This is a genomic window from Micromonospora sp. NPDC047730 (assembly GCF_043204765.1).
Lineage (GTDB): Bacteria > Actinomycetota > Actinomycetes > Mycobacteriales > Micromonosporaceae > Micromonospora.
The window spans coordinates 31,676-47,428 of record NZ_JBIDCU010000029.1 but is presented as its reverse complement, the minus strand read 5'-3'; the positions used below and the strand labels follow the sequence as shown (position 1 = coordinate 47,428).

Genomic DNA, 15,753 nt, shown 5'->3' with positions numbered 1-15,753 from the left:
TGCCCACGAAACTACCTTCAGACGCACATCTGAAGCCGGACATACCGGGGCGGGCCGGAACGCAAACGCCCCGCGCCCGGAGTCCGGGGCGGGGCGTCTCTGGGTAGGGGGTCAGACGGCGCGGGTCTCGTACTCGGCGACGTGACAGGTACCGCACAGCAGCGCCCCGCCGATCGCGGGCACGTCGGCCTCGTAGTGGCCGCCGCACCAGAGCGACCCGACGGCGGAGCCGTGCGGGCACCCGTGCGGGTGAAGGGTCCGGCACTGGCACACGCGGTCCGCGAGGCCGTCAGTCACGAGCATCCGCAGCGTTGTTTCGGCGTAACCCTGAAGTCCCGCGTCGCTGCCAGTCTGGGTCACGAACGAGTCGCGCAGGTCGAACTTTATGCCGGCGAGTGCGACCGCCCGCGCGCCCGCCTTCGCGGCGGCGTCGTCCTGACCGCGCTCGCGCTCGATCTCGTAGTCCACGAGATTAGCGACAGCGGCGCGGGTGCCGTCGGACAGTAGTGCGGCGGTGAGCTTGATCATGTCGGTCATCGGTCTGTCTCCTTCGTTCGTGGGTTCAGGGTAGGGGAGGGGAAGGCCCGCCCAGGTCGCCCCGGGCGGGCCGGGTGGTCAGGCGGTCCGCCGGACCATCGTCCGAAGGGTGCGGTCCCCGACGACGCGGGAGTCCCCGTAAACCTCGAAGCCCTTCGCGGCGAGCCAGGCGCGGATCTGGGCGCCGCGCGGCTCGGTCTTGCTGCGGGCCTGCGCGATGCCGGTCACGTAGCGGCCGTCGTCCTCAGTGAGGTAGACACCGAAGCCGGACGGGCCCTGGTCGATGATGTCAACTCGGTAGATCATTTCGTGTCCTCCTCGGTGGGGCGTGTAAACAGGACTCTAGTTGCGATGAACGTTCAACGTAACTCGGCGGCGGTGAGCGCGGCCAGGTAGGCGGCGAGGCCGGCGATCGGACCGACGTACGCGGCGATCAAGCGGGGCGAGTTGGTCACGGCAACTCCTTCAGGACGTCACGAGCTGAAGCCGGGGCGGGTCGGTCGGCTCGGGCTGGGCCGCCGCGAGCGCGTCGCGCAGGTTGCGACGGGGGACGCCGATCAGGTCGGCGATGATCGTCTGCGTGCGGTCGGGGTTCTCCTCCTTCAGCAGAGCGAAGCGGCGCCGGATCTCGGCCGCCCGGCCCGGGGTCCGCGGCGCGGGAAGCTCGTCGAAGACCAGGGCGGTCACGTAGCGCGGGTCGGTCGGGGTGGTCTCCTCGACCCGCTCGGGCTCGGGCTCGGCGGCGATCTCTTCGACCTCCTCGACGGCGACCGGCTCGGGCGCCTCGCACGCCGCGACGAGGACGCCCGGCGCGGGGCCCCAGAGAGGCACAGGGACGACCGGGGCGGCCGGAGGGGTGTCCCAGGTAGGGGCCAGGGACGCCGGGGCGTCTGCGGTCGTCTGGCGGGGGGTCGCCGGGGCGCCCTCACCCGCCTTCGTGGCGGCGTGACGCAGCAAGACCAGCGCGCACGAGCAGAGGAGAAGAAGACCGTCGACCGCCAGGGCGCCGAGTACCTGAGTCTGCCGGTCCTCGCCCCACGCCGCGAGGAGGCCGGACGTGTGGAGGAACGACACGTAGCCGGACGCGAGGCCGACCGAGCCGACGCCGCCGAAGCGCAGCATGACGAACGCCCGCCCCTTCGGCCAGGCGACCCGGGTCACCACTTCGAGGAGGATGCCGGTCGCCAGCGGAAGGAAGACCCCGAAAAGGATCCGGCCGACCGACGGCGACCAGTCGGCAGGGGCGCCCTCGGGCCTCGCGAAGGCGTGACCGACGTTGAAACCGAGGGACGCGACGAGGCCGAGGGCGGTGCCGGCGTAGACCCAGCCGAGACCGTCGATCTTGCGCTTCACGGGGTGTCCTTTCGGGAGTGTGCGGGAGGGGTCAGGCGGCGGCCGGGCGGACGAAGCTCTCGTTCAGCCAGCGCGGGCCGTAGCAGGGGAGCGCGACGAGGAAGCGGCGCCCGAGGGTCGCGGACTCCTCGACGGCCTCGACCGTGCCGGTCATGTTCGCGGCGAAGCCCTCGACGACCTCGACGGTCGCGCCGAGCTGGGCGGCGTTCTCGACGGTCGGGGTCTCCTCGGTGGTTTCAGCCGGGGCGCAGTAGTAGCAGCCGGTGCCGGCGTCCTCGCACGCCTCGCAGACCACAGGCACAGCCGCGCCGACCGCTCGACGCCCGTCGTTCGTGATGACCAGCCGGTCGCCCTCCTCGGCGGCCCAGCCCTCGCGGATCAGTACGCGCGCCGTACGGGCGGCGGTCCGAATGTGGCCGGCGATGTCGGCGGCAGCGATCCGCAGGGCGCGGGCCTGGGCGGCGGTCGGGCGCTTCGCGGTCATTTCGGGGCTCCTTCGGCGGGGCGTCTCGCTGACGGGGTCAAGTAGACCATGCGTTGAACGTTAAACGCAAGTGTAAACGCCCCCGGCCCAGGAAATCCCAGGTCGGGGGCGGTGTGGGGGAGGGTCAGCGGAAGAGGTGACGCGGGAAGTTGCCGGCCGGCTTCGTCGTCGGAAGCGGGTGGTCGCCACAGAGGCAACGGACGGCGGCCGGGCCGAGCCGGTCCTTCAGGGCGGCCGAGGCGGGGGCCGGGGCGACGGCCAGCGAGGCGACGGCGACCGTCACGGCGACGGCGGCGCGGGCGATGGTGTGGCGCATGGTTCGGTTCTCCTTCGGTTGTGGTTACGGGTGGATCGGGCGGGCCTGGCAGACGGCCGTGCCGTCCTTCAGGGCCCAGCGGGTGACCGGCTCGTATCCCAGCTCGGCCAGCGCGGCGAGCAGGCGGGCCGGGGCGTTGTCGCCGGTCTCCGGGCGGACGACGGTCGCCGCCTCGCCGACGTGAAGGACGCTGTCCGCGGTCAGCCGGCCCGCGCCGTCGAGGTTGACGGTCGCGGCCAGGATGCCGGCGGGCGGCGGGACGGCGTCCTCGGGGGTCGGGGTCGGCTCGGCGGCGACCTTCTCGGCAGGCTCGGGCTCGGCCGGCGGGGCGAGGACGACCTTCGCGGTCGGGCCGATTTCGAAGGTCCCTCGGTCGGTCTGGACGAAGAGCTTCCGGCCCCGCTTCTCGGGCTCGGCGGTCAGCGTCGCGACCTCGGCGGCCTGGTCGCCGGTCTTCGCCGGGATCGGCTCGCCGTACTCGCCGCAGTCGGCGAGGATGCGCGACCCCTCGGTCAGCTTCCCCGCGGTCGTGGTCTCCGTCATTTCTTCTCCTTTGTCACTTCAGAGGACGGGGCCGGGATCACGGCCCCGAGGGTTCCGCCCGCCAGGCACAGTCCGCAGCAGACCAGGATGAGAACGAGCGGGATCACGGTCACAGCGACCCAGACCCACGCGGCGACCTTCCCGGCACGGAAGAAGCCGGCCCGCTGGCGCTCGGCTTCGTACTGCGGGTGGTTCGGGTACATGGCGGTCCCCTTCGGACGGCTCCCCACGCCGGACAGCGAGGCGCGGGGAGCGTATCAACCGCGATCAACGTTTAGCGCGTCATGCGACGGACATTTCTCGCTTGTGACAGGGGCAGATCGGGGCGCCGACCTCGTCCAGCCACTTCCGCGTAGTCCGGGCCGTGTAGCCGCTGTCCGGGCATTCGACCTTCAGCATTCGGGTCGTTTGCTTCTTCTCGCCCTGGCCGTCGCGCACGCCGGCCGACAACTTCGCGTGCGGGTACTCGCCGAGCTGGGCGGCGATCTCGGCGAGCTTCGCCTTCAGGTCGTCGCCCGCGACCGTGGCGGTCATCTTCCCGGTCAGGCCGACCCGCTTCGCGAGCTTCGCGAAGTCGCCCTTGTGACCCGACTTGCAATCGTCCCAGGCGTGAATCAGCTCGTGGACGAGGGTTTCGAGAACCTGTCCGGCGTCGGCCAGGGCGGGCGAGATGAAGACCTGCGGGGTCTTGTCCGCCGTGGTGAACGACGCCCAGCACTGGCCGATGACCTTCGTCAGGCCCTTCCGGCTGGACACGCCCGGCCAGCCGACCGACACCCGGACCGTCGGGAGGGTCACGGTGTGCTCGGCGAAGAGGGGCCGCAGGGCGTTGACCGCGCCGACGAGCCAGGCTTCCCGGGTCGCGATCGTCTCGGCCGGGACCGCCGGGGCCTCGGCCGGGGCGACCTCGGCGACCAGGGCGGCCGAGGCGGGGGCAGTAGCGCTCGCCTCGGTCTCGGCGGCCTTCGCGATAGCGACCATGACGCCGTGAATCCTGGTCAGCCGCCGCGCTCGGTCGGTCAGGACGTCCTCACTAGCAGCGTTCGTCGGTGCGACCCCCTCGGGTGCGCGAGCGGGGTCGCGCGGCGCCCTATACCCCCGGGCCTGCGCCGACTGCCGAGCGGCACGCGCCTCGCGGATCTCGGCCGTGTCGAGCCGATTCCGCCAGCCGGTCGACGGAGGTAGCACGATCGGGGACGTCCGCACCGGCGGGGCGATCGGTCGGCACAGAACGTGACCGCAATCGGGACCGCAAGCGCCCTCGGTCGAGCCGACCTCTGCGAGGAGGGCGGCCGAGGCGGGAGCGGTGAACGCCGGCACCGCGCCGACCGCGTCCCGCTGGCGCCGCTCGTGGGCCGCCTGGGCGCGACGGGCCTCAACGTTGTTCTTCGCCATGACCCACGGGTCGCGGAAGCCGCCCTTCGCCAGGCGGACGCCCTCGGCGAAGATTTCCGGGTCCGCCTTCAGTTCGGCGACCTCGGCCGCCTTCTTCGCGGCCTCGCGCTCGGCGTCCATCGCCAGGGCCTCGACGTGCGCCCGCTTCACGGCGGCGGCGTCCTCGGGGGCGAGGATGAAGGTCTGCGCCGGGGAGAAGTTCAGCGTGCGACCCTGGCCGGTCTCGAAGGCGTAAAGACGCTCGGCCCGGCGGCCCCCGCCTCGGTGCATGGTGACCTCAGTCGCAGTAACCGTCAGCGTCTCGACACCAGTCTTCCGGGTGGCGTTCGTCCAGCGCGGGGTAACCCGGCCGCAGCGGGCGGCCCATTCGGCGTCCTCGCGGACCAGCAGGACCCGGACGGGGTCGCCAGCGGCGACGCGGGCGGCGAGGGCGGCGGCGGTGATCTTTCCGGCGGCGGTCATTTCGGATTCCCTTCGTTGGGGGCGGGGCGTGTAAACGATGCTAGTTGCGCTCAACGTTGAGCGCAAGTCTTGATTCACGCGCCCCGCCCAGGGGTCACTGAATTCGCCCGCCGATGCCGACCCCGGCGCCCTCGCGCATAAAGGCCATGTCGACCCGCACGAAGCCCATTTCAACGGCCGCGATGTCGCTCGCGGGTGCCCCCGCCGCGCGCAGCTCGGCCAGCCGGGCGGCCTTCGCCTCGCGGGCCTCGGCCGCGCGCTCGGCGAGCGTCATGCGGTGGTGATCCCCGGCCCGCAGCTCGGCGAGGAGGGCCCGGCACGCGGCCAGGTGGCGCGGCGACCGCGGGCCGTCGAGGACGCTCGACAGGGCGTAGGCGACCGCCCGGCACGTCGGGCAGTGGCAGTCGGCGATTTCGGCCCGGAACGGTCGGAAGTCGGCCGGGCCGATCTCGGGGGCGGTCATTTCCATGCCCTTCCGTGCGCGTCGAGTGCCTTCTTTGCGGCCCGCTTCAGGTCAGCGACAGTGACCTTCGCGTCCGGCTTCAGCTCTTCGAGGGCGTGGGGAAGCGCTAGCAGGGCAATTCGCCCCCGGTCGTTCCGCGCGGCCAGGCGGTCGAAGTGCGTGACCTGCCCTTCCAGCTCGCGAATGATCCGGCCGTGGTCGTCGCAGTCGAGCGCCCGCGCGGACGCCTCGCGGACCTTGCGGTCGGCGTCGACCTGAACGGCCGCAACCTGCGCACGAAGGCGCAGGATTTCGCGTGCCAGCTCTACGACCTCGGGCACGGAAGCGCCCGCCTCCCTCAGCGCGTAGGCGGCCTTCCGGCAGTTGTGCGGGAGGGCGCCGAACGTGGCGGCGGGGCCGTCGTAGCGGTCGTGCCGGGGGTCCAAGTGCTCGCGGGCGTCGTGCTCGGGGCACCCGGACCGCTCGCACGGGATCGGGCGGGTCACCGCCGGGTCCCCGGGCGGGCCGGGAGGCCGGTCAGGGCGGCGCGCAGGTCGTCGGCGTAGACGTCGTCCAGCTCGTCGCGGGCGTCGAAGTCGAGGCGGTCGTATTCCTCGCGGGTCTCGGGGGCGGTGGGGAAGTTGTCGGTCTCGAAGACGTCCATCGTGGTCGGTCCTTTCGGGGGATCTTGCGGTTACGCGGGAGTAGTGGGCCGGGAGGGGCCGACCTGTTCAGCCCCTCCCGGAAATGCGCTACACGTTCAACGCACCCAGCGCGGAAGCCATCTTGCCGAGGGCGCGCGTGCGCGTGCGCTGGATCTTCAGCCGGCCGAAGCCCCCGAGGCGGTGACCGATCTCGGCGTCCGGCTGCGGGTCGAAGTCGGCGAAGCCGTAGGCCAGCCGGCAGACGTCCCGCTCGAAGTCGTCGACCGACCGGAAGGCCAGCTCGGCGAGGACCCGGTCCTCGGCGTCGGCGACGCCCCGCGGCTCGGCCAGGTCACCGACGGGGGCGACGCACACGGCGCCGTGAGCGGCGATCGCCTCTTCGAGGCTGTCGTTCGCGGTGACCCCCGCCCAGACCGCCCAGAACGTCTCGGCGGTCATCTCGAACTCGGGGGCGATCCGGGCCGCCTCGACCGGGTCACCGTCGGCCCGCTTCAGGATGCCGAAGTAACGGCGCAGGGTCCGGCCCGGAACGGTGAATCCGCCGAGCGCGTCGGACGACGCCTCGGACAGGGCGTCCGCGACGTGATGGCGCAGGACGCCGGCCAGCCGGCCGCCCTCGTGACGGTCGGGGTCGAACGCCCGGACGGCTTCGAGGAAGCCGAGGGTCGCGGCCTGGCGGGCGTCGTCACGGTCGAGGCGGGTCGTGTGCCGCACGGCAGCGCGCAGGGCCGGCTGATACGCGGCGAACAGGCGCAGGGTCGCGGCCTCGTCGCCGGTCTGGGCGGCGGCGATGACGGCGGCCTCGTCGTCGGCAGGGATCGGCTCGGTGTGGACGGTCCAGAGCTGGGCGAAAGTGGACATTGCGGGCCCTCCTAGGGCGTGACGGGATCGCCGGTTGTCGCCGGCCTGTTCTCGAACGGTTGTGCGAGTTGCGGTGCGTGATGAACGGTACTGCGCTCAACGTTCAACGCAAAGGCGAGAGTGATCAACGGACCGAACGGGGAGCCGTCCTGACCGGACGGATGATCACGGGAGGGCTGACTAGATGATCAGCCGAGCGGATACAGCGAGAGGCCCCGAGGGGAAGTCCCCGGGGCCTCTTTCCGCAGGTTAGGTCAGGCTGACTTCAGCTCGGCCACGAAGGCCGCGACCGGGATCACCGGAACACCGAGCGTCCCCGCAATCGTGAACTCCCACAGGGACTCGGACCCCGGGAGCGTGACAACGACGTCGGCCGACGCGAGCGCTTCGAGGTCGTCGCCGACTACCGACAGTAAGTCGTCGGCGTCCACGGGGGACGGAGGGGCGTAGCCGGGCGCGACGACCTCGAAGCCGGCGGCGGCGATCGCGTCCAGCGCCGGGCGGAAGCGGCGGGCCCTGTCCCGGTCCGAGCCGTGCGACGGCCCGAGGAGGTAAACCCGACGGCGGGGGAGTCCCACCGACGGGACCGGGCGGGGTGCCCGCGTACCGTTGGTCATCTTTCGCTGTCCTCCCCGTACCACGGCGCGAGCGCTTGCCCGACGGCCTGGCGTACCGCTCGAAGGGCGATAATCCCACCGGCAAGCACTTGCGCAGAGCGTACAACCTGGGTGCGCAGTCGCAAGCGGTCCGAGTCGAGTGCTATATCCTCGGTAGGGGCAACGCGACGGTTTTTCATACGTTCGGCCGTGTCCTCCCTCGGCCGTGCGACGGGCGCGGCCGTCCATTGCGCATCGATAGCCGCGGGCATGACGGCTTCCATGTGGTCGATTTCATCCCGCAACCGCGCTATGAGGTCCGCCGTGCGAATTACGTCACGGTCGATATCAAGATCCGCCGGTTTCACCGCTGATCGCTCCTCCCGAAGATCGGAATAGTACAGGTGTTCGAGTACACGTGGGCGGTCAGACGTGCGCGACCCCCGACTTTTTCGGGTGCTGACCAGCAACCACGCACCGCCCGTCCTTCACCGCGCACCCGTAGCCGTGGCCCCAGCTCGGCCCGTAGACGTCCGGGTCGGACTCGATTCGCACGCCGAAGAAGGTCGATTCCATCGCCTTCCCGATCTCCCGAATGACCTCCTCGGCGTCGGCCGTCGGCGCCTGGGCGATCAGCTCGTCATGCACGGGCAGTAACAGGTGGTCGCCGAGACCGGCGGCGAAGATATCGGCGATCGCCTGTGCGAGGAGGTCCCGCGCCGTCGACTGGACGACGTAGTTGGTCGCCGCGTAGAGGCGGTCCCGGTCGAGCGGAAGATGCCGCCCGGACGGGGTCACGACCTCGCGGCGGCCAAACTCGGCACGCTCCATCAAGCGGCGGGAGTACCGCTTGATCTCGGGATAGACCGAGTCGTACGCCGCGATCGCGCGCTTCACAGCGTCGAGCGGGGCGCCGGTCTGCCGGGACAGCGTCGCCGCCCCGCCGCCGTAGACCTTCCCGAAGCCGACGCCCTTATAGAGCTTGCGGTGACGCTTCGTGAAGCCGTCACCCTCGATCAGGCGGGCGGTGAAGCTGTGCAAGTCCTCGCCGTTGGCGATCGCCTCCTTCATCCGCGGCACGTCCGCCAGGGCCGCGAGGACCCGCATCTCGACGGCCTGATAGTCGGCCGCGATGACCGTCTGCCCCGGGTCCGCGATGAACGCCCGCCGGACCCGCCAGTCGGACGAGGGGAGTTGCTGAAGCGGCGGCCGGCTGATCGACATACGCGCCGTGCGGGCCTGAAGGCCGCCGATCGACGGATGAAGCCGGTCGTCGGCGTCCTTCAGGTCGAGGAACGCTTGCGCGTACGTAACCGCCCATTTCTCGGACCGCTTCGAGCGAAGCGCGGCGTCGGCCAGCGGGTTCGGCGTGCGGACGTCGAGGCGGTCCCAGTCGAGGTTCAGGTCTGCCAGCGGGAGCAAGACGCCCTTGTCGACCTTCACGGCGCCCGACGGCGTCCGCTCGGTCAGCGTCTCGCCCATCGCTTCGAGGGCCGCCGCGAGCTGCGCGGTCGAGTTGACATTCTCGACCCCGTAGCGCCTGGCGACCGCGCGGAACCGCTCGGCCTCGGCGAGGAGGTCGTCCCTCAACGCCTCGACGTACGGGACGTCCAGCCGGAAGCCCCGCCGCTGAAGGATCGCGAGCAAGACCTGAAGGTGATGCTCGAACTTGCTGAGGTGGTCAAGGCCGATCTCTCGCACCATCGGGCCCAGCGCGTGAAAGAGGCGGTGGGTCAGGATGACGTCGAGGCCCGCATATCGGACGTAGGTCTCGTGGTCGATCGGTATGTTCCCGAAGCCGTAGGCCATGTGCGGGCGCTTCGGGTGCTGTCTCGCCCAGGCGTCGACCGTCTCACGGCTGACGGTCTTCTTCCACGCTGCGTAAAGCGCCGAGAAGATGGCGGACAACCCCTCCTCAGTGTCCGGCGCTTCGGGGTCGACGTAGACCGCCGAGAGCATCTTCAGACGCAGGCCGATGCCCCCCTCCTGCGGCGAGCGCGGGTCGAGGAGGTGGGCCAGGACGCGGGTGTCGAACGTCCGCGGGCCCAGGTCTTCCAGCCGCACCCCGAGGTGCCGATCCGCGACGAGGAGGTCATAGGGCGCGTTGTGCATCACGAACGGGCGCGGCTGACGCAGGGCGGCGGCGACGTCCTCGGCGAAGAGGTCCGTCCGCAGGACCCACGCCTCGCGGCCGTTACCGATCTGGGCGAGGCGCAGCCGGTGACCGGGCGTGTAAACGTCCAAGCCGGTCGTCTCGGTGTCGAACGCGAGGATCCGGTCCCCGCCGGCCAGGAAGGCCCGGAAGCCGTCGAGGTCTTCCCGCCGCTCGGGAACGTGAATGCCGACCGTCGAGCCGGCGACCGCATGGGTCAGGGTCCGCACGCGGCGGCCCTCCTTTCTGGGTAGGCCGAAGGGCCGCCCTCCGTCGTGGGAGAGCGGCCCTTCACGGGTCGGGGTCGGTCAGTTGTCGGGGTCGGTCAGCAGCCACCAGGCGAAGACCACCCCGGCGAGCGCGCCGAGGCCCAGCCCGGACAGGACCAGGGCGACAAGGGCTTCAGGCACCGCAGCCACCCCCGCAGCAGCCGGCCCCCTCGGGCTTCGGCTCGGCCGGGTCGACGTCGGGGGCGTCGGGGTCGACGGCCGGGGCCTTCGCGAGCGTCGAGCGCATCGCCCGCTTCAGGAAGTCGGCGCGGGTGAGCGGCGCGGACCAGGGCCGCCCGTCCGCTCGCCAGCCGTCCGGGTCGAGGACGACCAGGCCGGTCACCTCGGACCACTCGTCGGGCGTACGCAGGTCGGGCCGGGTGGGCTCGACCAGGAGATAGGCCGACCCGAACGCCGCGCGGGTGGCGGCGACCTCCTCGGGCGACCGGCACAGCCGCGCCGACCCGCACGGGACGACACCCGAGGGGGTCTGGACGCAGACCGGGACGGGGTCGCCGTTCGGCTTGTCCCATCCCGGCCAGGGGTCGTCCCGGTCGGTCACGACGCCCGCGCCGTCGACCTCGAAGCGGGCGGCGCGGGCCGGCGGCCGGACCTCGTCCGGCGCACCGCCGAGAAAGTCGGCCGACTCCCACATGCCCGGCAACTCAAGCTCGACGGCGCGGAGAACGGCTTCCCACGCCGGGCCTTGTACAGCGGTCCGTTCGGCGCACTTCTCGGCGAACGGACGTTCGTACTCGGTCATCAGGTCACCCAAGGTCGGCGCCGGGTCGCCGCACACGTTCGCCGTGAAGAGCGGGCACGCCCGGCACCCGCCCGTCACGCCGCAGTCGTCGGCGGGGGTGGTCACGCCGCCTCCTCGATCGTCAGGCCGGGAAGGAGGTCGGCGAGGTAGCGGACGGTGTCGGCCTCGGCCTCGGTCATGTAGGCCTCGGCGGTCTCGTCCACCCCCTCACGTTCGAGGATGGACACGCGGTAGAGCTTGCGCTTCATGAAGTGCTCCCAGCGAAGACGTCGTCCAGCGAGGGACCGGCGGAAGGGGTATCACTGGTGGAGTGGGCCAGCGGGCTAGCGGCTGTTCTCTCCTCGTCCGGGGTTTCTTCGGCGGCGTGGTCGGTCGGCCGACCGAGGCGGATGCCCTCGAAGACGACGCCGACGTTCGCCCGCTTCTTCGTCGCCCCGCGCTCTTCCAGCGCGGCGAAGAACGCCTTCCGCGTCCAGCGCTCCTTCGGCGGAAGCGCCTCGTCCTCGCACCACTGGCGGTACGAGTCCCAGGCGATCCGGGCGGCGACCTTCCCGTCCGGGTCCCGCACGAAGACCCCCGGGAGGAGGCCCGCCAGGGCGTCGGACGTCTGCCGGTAGTCGGCCGTTGCGCCGACGATCGCGGGCGGGTCCTGAAGGCCGTCCCGGTAGAAGTCGACGGCGCCGCGGACCGCCCACGCGAGGATCCCGACGGCCTCGGTCAGCAACTTCTCGCCGAGCTTGTGGTCCCGCTCGGCCGGCGTGAAGTACCGCTCCCAGGGGACCAGCTTGACGCGGCGCCAGAGTCCTTCGTCCTGGCCCCTGAACTGGGGCCGGAAGTTGGTCGCGAGCTGAAGGAGGAACGTCGGGCGGAACTCGAAATACTCCTTCCGCATGAACCGGGCCGAGATCGCGTCGCGGCCCGTGACCCGCTTCAGGACGGCCTCGGCCATCGGCTTGCCCTGCTCGCCCTCGGCGGCGAAGACCAACCGGGCGCCCTTCAACGCCGCGAGGTCGTTGGGGATACCACCCGAGGACTTCTCCTCGAACGTGCTGAACGGGGTCGTCACGACCAGCTCGCGGAAGACCTCCGTCAGCGTGTCCGTGTAAACGCTCTTCCCGTTCGCGCCGCCGCCGTGGTGGACCACGAAGCACTGTTCGCCGGTCTCGCCCGTGATCCCGTAGCCGACCAGGCGGCGAAGGTACTCGGGCAGGCCCGCGTGCCGGTCGTACGGGAAGACCTCCCGAAGAAACGCCTCCCAGCGCGGCGCCGTCGCCTCCGGGTCGTAGTCGAGGTCGACGAGCCGGGTCAGGAGAAGATCCGGGTCGTGCGACCCGAGCCGGCCCGTCCGCAGGTCGATCACGCCGTTCCGCACGGCGAGGAGGTGATGGTGACGGTCGAACGCCTCGAAGTCGACGGCGACGCCGCGCAACGCCTTCAGCTCGCGAACCATCGCGTCGATGCCCTTCGAGCTGTTCGCCGACTTCGCGAAGCTCTTCAGCTTGCCGACCCGCGCCTTCAGCTCCTTTGCCTCACCGCCCGGGTCGCCGGATGCCTCGACCTCCTTCAGCGCCTCGGCCAGGTCGGCCGCCTCGGCCCAGATCGACGCCGCGACGTCCTGGGCCGCGGTACGGACCTCGTCGAGCTTGTCCGCGCGCCACACGCCCGCCCGCAGAATGAAGAAGCCGGCCTCGGGGGAGTAGCGCACGCCCGAGCCGGCCTCCTCGAAGTGCTCCCGCAGCCGGCGGGCCGACGCGACCTCGGTCAGGTCCGCGTCCGTCCAAGCGTCGAGCCGGGTACGCAGCCCGCCCGGGTCCTGGGAGGCCACGACCGCCCGAATGAAGTCGGTCGCGAAGGTCTCGGGCGCACGGGCCCGCCAGTCGGTCAGGTCGTCGCCGTCGGCCGGCGGCCGGACGCTGCGCGCCGAGAGGCCCCGCTTCGCCAGCTCGGCCGCGAGGACCCGCGCGAAGCGGTCGCCCGACGGATCCGCGTCGCCGCAGACGACGACCGGGCGGCCGTCGGCCAGGGCGGCGACCTCGTCCGCGACGGACGCGGCCAGGCCGGCGCCGCGTACGAAGGCCACGTCATAGCCGGTCGCGCACGCGGTCAGACCGTCGCCGGGGCCCTCGGTCACGACCAGCTCAGACCAGCCAGCCTCGCCGGGAAGGTAGCCGACCTTTGCCCAGGACTCGCCCGTCGGCGACTTCGCCCCGAGCCACCGGACCTTCGCGGCCGGGTCGAGCGCGCGGGCCTGGAAGCCGCGGGGGACGCCGTCGCGGTCGCGGAACGGGACGACCAGGCGGGGGCCGCCGCCGAGGTCGAGCGCGAGGCCCAGGCCGAGGCGCGTCGCGTCCTCGACCGTGAGGCCGAAGCGCTGCGACGCGTAGGTCATGGCGCGGCCCTCGGCGTCCTCGTCGAGAGTCAGCGCCGCCGCCCAGCGGTCGAGCTGTGCCGCCAGCGCCGCGACCGCGGCCGGGCTGGCCGGGGTGCTGGTCGACGTCGCCCGGACGGGGGCGTCGCTCGTGTCGATCTTCGCCAGGTCGGCGACGGTCATCCCGAGAGCGTCGAGCACTCCCGGGGCCGCCTCCGGGGTCTGCCGGAAGGTCGCGCAGCCGGCTCGGCACTTCAGCAGGATCACGCCGGACTCGCCGACGGCGATACGCAGGGACGGGCGAGAGTCAGCGTGCGCCGGGCAGACGGCGAGCCAGCCGTCCGCGTCGTCGGTCGCGCCCAGGCGGGCGAGGAGGTCGGTCAAGGTCAAGGTCACGGGGTGTGTCCTTCCGTCGAGCGGGTGTGACGCTGGTGGAGTGGGCCAGCGGGCGGCCGGGTGATCACGCGGGCCGGAAACGCAGAAAGCCCCCGGCTCGGGGCCGGGGGCTTCGTGCGGTACTGCGGTCAGGCGGCGAGGCGGCCGGTCGCGGCCTGGAAAGCGGCCTTGATCTCCTTCGAGATTCGGCCCCGGTCGCCGACGTCGTGACCGTTCTCCTTCGCCCAGGCCCGGACCTCCTTCGGGGTCGCGGTCAGGGTGGGGGTCTCGGTGGTCTCGTTCACGCTGTGCTCCCTGGTCGTCGGGGCCCGGTACTGGGCGGTCAGAGGGTTAGTGGGCCACGGGTGCGCGAAGTGTTCAGCGCATGTGCGACACTGCGCGGGTCACTGTCGGAAGGGGAGGGTCATGCGGCGCTGGTGGGAGTTGCTGACGAAGCCAATCGACGACGACCCCGAGCGGTTCGGCTTCGCGATGATGGCGGCCGGGGCCTTCTCGCTCGTCGTCTGCGTGCCGGTCCTCGTCGTCGTGTCGCTGGTCTTCGATCTCGGGTGGATCTAGTCGCCGTCCTTCTCGGTGCCCTTCGGGAACGGCCGGGCCAGCTCGTCGGCAACCTGGGCCATGTGCCCGGCGAACGCCTCGGGCGCCAGCTCGGCGAGGAGGGCTTCCGCCCGCCGCAGACGGACGTACACGCGGGCCCAGGTCGCGAGCGTCTGAACGGCGTAGCTCTCGCCGACCGACCGGCGGACCCGCTTCACGAAGGCGACGCCGTAGGACTCGCGGGCGTGTAAACGCTGCTTCTCGGCACCGTCGAGGCCGAGCCGGATCGCGTCCTCCCACGACTTGTACGCCTTGCACTGGCCGATCCACGGGGACAGGCCGTGAAGGTCGCCCGTGTCGGCGAAGCCCTCTTGCGCGACGCGCCGGGCGAGGATGCCGAAGAGGCGCAGGGCCCGCACGCACAGGGTTTCGTACGCGGTGCCCTTCGCCTTCGCGGCGCTCACCGCGGGTCCTCACTCAGGTAGTGGAACGCCCGCGACGCACCGCGCATCATCGCCAGATTCCGGCGCAGCGCGGACCGCACCTCGCAGAACCGCTCGCCCCGCTGGGCGTTCGGCGTCACGAAGACGACCGTCACGCGCAAGCCCTCGACCATCCGGGGCGCGTTGCCCGTGGTGAACGCGAACCGCTCGGCGGCGACGTGCCCGCCCCAGTAGGCGGCGTCGTCTTCGTTCAGTGCGATCAGGACGGCGCAGCGGCGGGCGGTCACCTCGGGACCTCGATCCCCGCCGCCGCGATCCCGGCGACGGTCGCGCACGGGTATTCGTCGCTGTTCACGGGGTGGGTGTACGGATCCCCGCCGGAAGTGCAGTGCGCGCAGACCTTCACCCACGGCGAGTTTGCGTAGTAACCCGTGACCGGTGCGTGAAGGCCCAGGACGGACCGGACGGCGACCTCGGCGGGCGTCATTGGCCGGCCTCCCCACGCAGGTACGCGGCGACCTGGCGCAGCTCGGCCGCCAGTTCGTCGGCGACGGCCGGGTCCGTGATGGACAGGACGCCGGACGCGGTCCGGGGGTAGAAGTACAGCGACGCGGCGCGGGCGGGCGGGCCAGGGTCGGACGACCGTCGCGGCCGGAAGCCAAGCCGGGTCGCGACCTCGCCTGTACTGACCGCGCCGGTCAGTGCGCGGGTGGTGTGTCGGATGGTCATTCGGTCACCTCGGCCCAGGTCTGTTCAGCGCGGAAGATGCGGGCGCCCGGGTACCGCGCCGCGTAGTCCCGCGCGCCCCGCTCGCTCGTGTAGGTCCGGCTCGCGGGCGTGGTCTGGTAACCCGACCGCCGGGGGATAGCCACCCGCCAGACGACGGGCGGAAGGTACGGCTCGCGCTCGGTCATCCCGCGACCTCCGTCCCCTCGACCGGGGCCCAGATCGGGAAGCACTCCTCAACACGGACGACGCCGCCGCGCGGTGGGCGGGGCCGCTGGCGCGACGCTGCGCCCTTCGTGGCGTACGGGCCGTGAGCGCGCACGCAGACGCCCTCGGCGTTGTACGCGGCGGCCCGGTACATCGGGGCGTTGGGACCGACATAGTCCCGGGTTCTACTGCTCACGTTTCCCTCCCAGAAACGAAGAGGGCCCCGAGGCCGGGGGAG

At 71.8% G+C, this 15,753-nt stretch carries 25 protein-coding genes; 1 reads left to right on the top strand and 24 read right to left on the bottom strand.

Annotation, left to right across the window (positions count from 1 at the left end; translation table 11 throughout):
• Positions 1-111: 111 nt before the first annotated feature.
• The 19 genes from ACGF5G_RS33940 to ACGF5G_RS33850 all read right to left on the bottom strand — a co-directional run bounded on the left by ACGF5G_RS33940 (position 112) and on the right by ACGF5G_RS33850 (position 13,928).
• Positions 112-537, bottom strand: coding sequence for a hypothetical protein (locus tag ACGF5G_RS33940; protein ID WP_393270686.1), 426 nt, complete (start codon positions 535-537; stop codon positions 112-114).
• Between the two features lie 78 nt (positions 538-615).
• Positions 616-843 carry a hypothetical protein gene (locus ACGF5G_RS33935; RefSeq protein ID WP_393270684.1) on the bottom strand — a complete coding sequence of 76 codons (228 nt, stop codon included), beginning with the start codon at positions 841-843 and terminating at the stop codon, positions 616-618.
• 159 nt (positions 844-1,002) lie between these two features.
• Positions 1,003-1,890, bottom strand: coding sequence for a hypothetical protein (locus tag ACGF5G_RS33930; protein ID WP_393270682.1), 888 nt, complete (start codon positions 1,888-1,890; stop codon positions 1,003-1,005).
• A 31-nt stretch (positions 1,891-1,921) separates the two neighbouring features.
• Positions 1,922-2,374, bottom strand: a complete 453-nt coding sequence (locus ACGF5G_RS33925) for a hypothetical protein (protein ID WP_393270680.1) — start codon at positions 2,372-2,374, stop codon at positions 1,922-1,924.
• 124 nt (positions 2,375-2,498) lie between these two features.
• A complete protein-coding gene (locus ACGF5G_RS33920; RefSeq protein ID WP_393270677.1) occupies positions 2,499-2,690 on the bottom strand; it encodes a hypothetical protein in 192 nt (63 codons plus the stop codon).
• Between the two features lie 24 nt (positions 2,691-2,714).
• Entirely contained in the window at positions 2,715-3,233 is a 519-nt protein-coding gene (locus ACGF5G_RS33915; RefSeq protein ID WP_393270675.1) for a hypothetical protein, read from the bottom strand.
• Positions 3,230-3,436, bottom strand: coding sequence for a hypothetical protein (locus ACGF5G_RS33910; RefSeq protein WP_393270672.1), 207 nt, complete (start codon positions 3,434-3,436; stop codon positions 3,230-3,232). The genes ACGF5G_RS33915 and ACGF5G_RS33910 overlap by 4 nt, the downstream gene beginning before the upstream one ends.
• A gap of 79 nt (positions 3,437-3,515) precedes the next feature.
• Positions 3,516-5,090 carry a hypothetical protein gene (locus tag ACGF5G_RS33905; protein ID WP_393270670.1) on the bottom strand — a complete coding sequence of 525 codons (1,575 nt, stop codon included), beginning with the start codon at positions 5,088-5,090 and terminating at the stop codon, positions 3,516-3,518.
• 94 nt (positions 5,091-5,184) lie between these two features.
• Positions 5,185-5,553 carry a hypothetical protein gene (locus ACGF5G_RS33900; protein WP_393270668.1) on the bottom strand — a complete coding sequence of 123 codons (369 nt, stop codon included), beginning with the start codon at positions 5,551-5,553 and terminating at the stop codon, positions 5,185-5,187.
• Positions 5,550-6,038: a hypothetical protein gene (locus ACGF5G_RS33895; protein WP_393270665.1), complete on the bottom strand. Its 489-nt coding sequence runs from the start codon at positions 6,036-6,038 to the stop codon at positions 5,550-5,552. The genes ACGF5G_RS33900 and ACGF5G_RS33895 overlap by 4 nt, the downstream gene beginning before the upstream one ends.
• Positions 6,035-6,196 carry a hypothetical protein gene (locus ACGF5G_RS33890; RefSeq protein WP_393270662.1) on the bottom strand — a complete coding sequence of 54 codons (162 nt, stop codon included), beginning with the start codon at positions 6,194-6,196 and terminating at the stop codon, positions 6,035-6,037. Before ACGF5G_RS33890 ends, ACGF5G_RS33895 begins: the two co-directional genes overlap by 4 nt.
• An 88-nt stretch (positions 6,197-6,284) precedes the next feature.
• The gene (locus tag ACGF5G_RS33885; RefSeq protein ID WP_393270659.1) at positions 6,285-7,058 is read right to left on the bottom strand and encodes a hypothetical protein; all 774 of its coding nucleotides are present in this window, start codon (positions 7,056-7,058) and stop codon (positions 6,285-6,287) included.
• Positions 7,059-7,312: 254 nt separating this feature from the next.
• Positions 7,313-7,675, bottom strand: coding sequence for a hypothetical protein (locus ACGF5G_RS33880; RefSeq protein WP_393270658.1), 363 nt, complete (start codon positions 7,673-7,675; stop codon positions 7,313-7,315).
• Positions 7,672-8,022, bottom strand: coding sequence for a hypothetical protein (locus ACGF5G_RS33875; protein ID WP_393270655.1), 351 nt, complete (start codon positions 8,020-8,022; stop codon positions 7,672-7,674). The genes ACGF5G_RS33880 and ACGF5G_RS33875 overlap by 4 nt, the downstream gene beginning before the upstream one ends.
• A 58-nt stretch (positions 8,023-8,080) precedes the next feature.
• Positions 8,081-10,036, bottom strand: a complete 1,956-nt coding sequence (locus ACGF5G_RS33870) for a DNA polymerase (RefSeq protein ID WP_393270652.1) — start codon at positions 10,034-10,036, stop codon at positions 8,081-8,083.
• A gap of 172 nt (positions 10,037-10,208) precedes the next feature.
• Complete coding sequence (locus ACGF5G_RS33865) at positions 10,209-10,943, bottom strand: hypothetical protein (protein ID WP_393270650.1); 735 nt, start codon at positions 10,941-10,943, stop codon at positions 10,209-10,211.
• Positions 10,940-11,086, bottom strand: a complete 147-nt coding sequence (locus ACGF5G_RS33860) for a hypothetical protein (RefSeq protein WP_393270648.1) — start codon at positions 11,084-11,086, stop codon at positions 10,940-10,942. The genes ACGF5G_RS33865 and ACGF5G_RS33860 overlap by 4 nt, the downstream gene beginning before the upstream one ends.
• Positions 11,083-13,602, bottom strand: coding sequence for a phage/plasmid primase, P4 family (locus ACGF5G_RS33855; RefSeq protein WP_393270645.1), 2,520 nt, complete (start codon positions 13,600-13,602; stop codon positions 11,083-11,085). The genes ACGF5G_RS33860 and ACGF5G_RS33855 overlap by 4 nt, the downstream gene beginning before the upstream one ends.
• Positions 13,603-13,730: 128 nt before the next feature.
• Positions 13,731-13,928 (bottom strand): histone-like nucleoid-structuring protein Lsr2, encoded by a 198-nt coding sequence (locus tag ACGF5G_RS33850; protein ID WP_393270688.1) that lies wholly within the window; start codon positions 13,926-13,928, stop codon positions 13,731-13,733.
• Between the two features lie 79 nt (positions 13,929-14,007).
• Here ACGF5G_RS33850 and ACGF5G_RS33845 point away from each other — a divergent pair, with 79 nt between their 5' ends.
• On the top strand, positions 14,008-14,160 hold the full coding sequence (locus ACGF5G_RS33845; RefSeq protein ID WP_393270643.1) for a hypothetical protein: 153 nt from the start codon (positions 14,008-14,010) through the stop codon (positions 14,158-14,160).
• On the opposite strand, the gene ACGF5G_RS33840 is transcribed toward ACGF5G_RS33845, so the two are convergent.
• The 5 genes from ACGF5G_RS33840 to ACGF5G_RS33820 all read right to left on the bottom strand — a co-directional run bounded on the left by ACGF5G_RS33840 (position 14,157) and on the right by ACGF5G_RS33820 (position 15,711).
• Positions 14,157-14,603 (bottom strand): hypothetical protein, encoded by a 447-nt coding sequence (locus ACGF5G_RS33840; RefSeq protein WP_393270641.1) that lies wholly within the window; start codon positions 14,601-14,603, stop codon positions 14,157-14,159. The two genes, ACGF5G_RS33845 and ACGF5G_RS33840, sit on opposite strands and share 4 nt — an antisense overlap.
• Positions 14,600-14,869 (bottom strand): hypothetical protein, encoded by a 270-nt coding sequence (locus ACGF5G_RS33835; RefSeq protein ID WP_393270638.1) that lies wholly within the window; start codon positions 14,867-14,869, stop codon positions 14,600-14,602. Before ACGF5G_RS33835 ends, ACGF5G_RS33840 begins: the two co-directional genes overlap by 4 nt.
• 196 nt (positions 14,870-15,065) lie before the next feature.
• Positions 15,066-15,311 (bottom strand): hypothetical protein, encoded by a 246-nt coding sequence (locus tag ACGF5G_RS33830; RefSeq protein WP_393270637.1) that lies wholly within the window; start codon positions 15,309-15,311, stop codon positions 15,066-15,068.
• Positions 15,308-15,496 carry a hypothetical protein gene (locus ACGF5G_RS33825; protein ID WP_393270636.1) on the bottom strand — a complete coding sequence of 63 codons (189 nt, stop codon included), beginning with the start codon at positions 15,494-15,496 and terminating at the stop codon, positions 15,308-15,310. Before ACGF5G_RS33825 ends, ACGF5G_RS33830 begins: the two co-directional genes overlap by 4 nt.
• The gene (locus ACGF5G_RS33820) at positions 15,493-15,711 is read right to left on the bottom strand and encodes a hypothetical protein (protein ID WP_393270634.1); all 219 of its coding nucleotides are present in this window, start codon (positions 15,709-15,711) and stop codon (positions 15,493-15,495) included. Before ACGF5G_RS33820 ends, ACGF5G_RS33825 begins: the two co-directional genes overlap by 4 nt.
• Positions 15,712-15,753 lie beyond the last annotated feature (42 nt).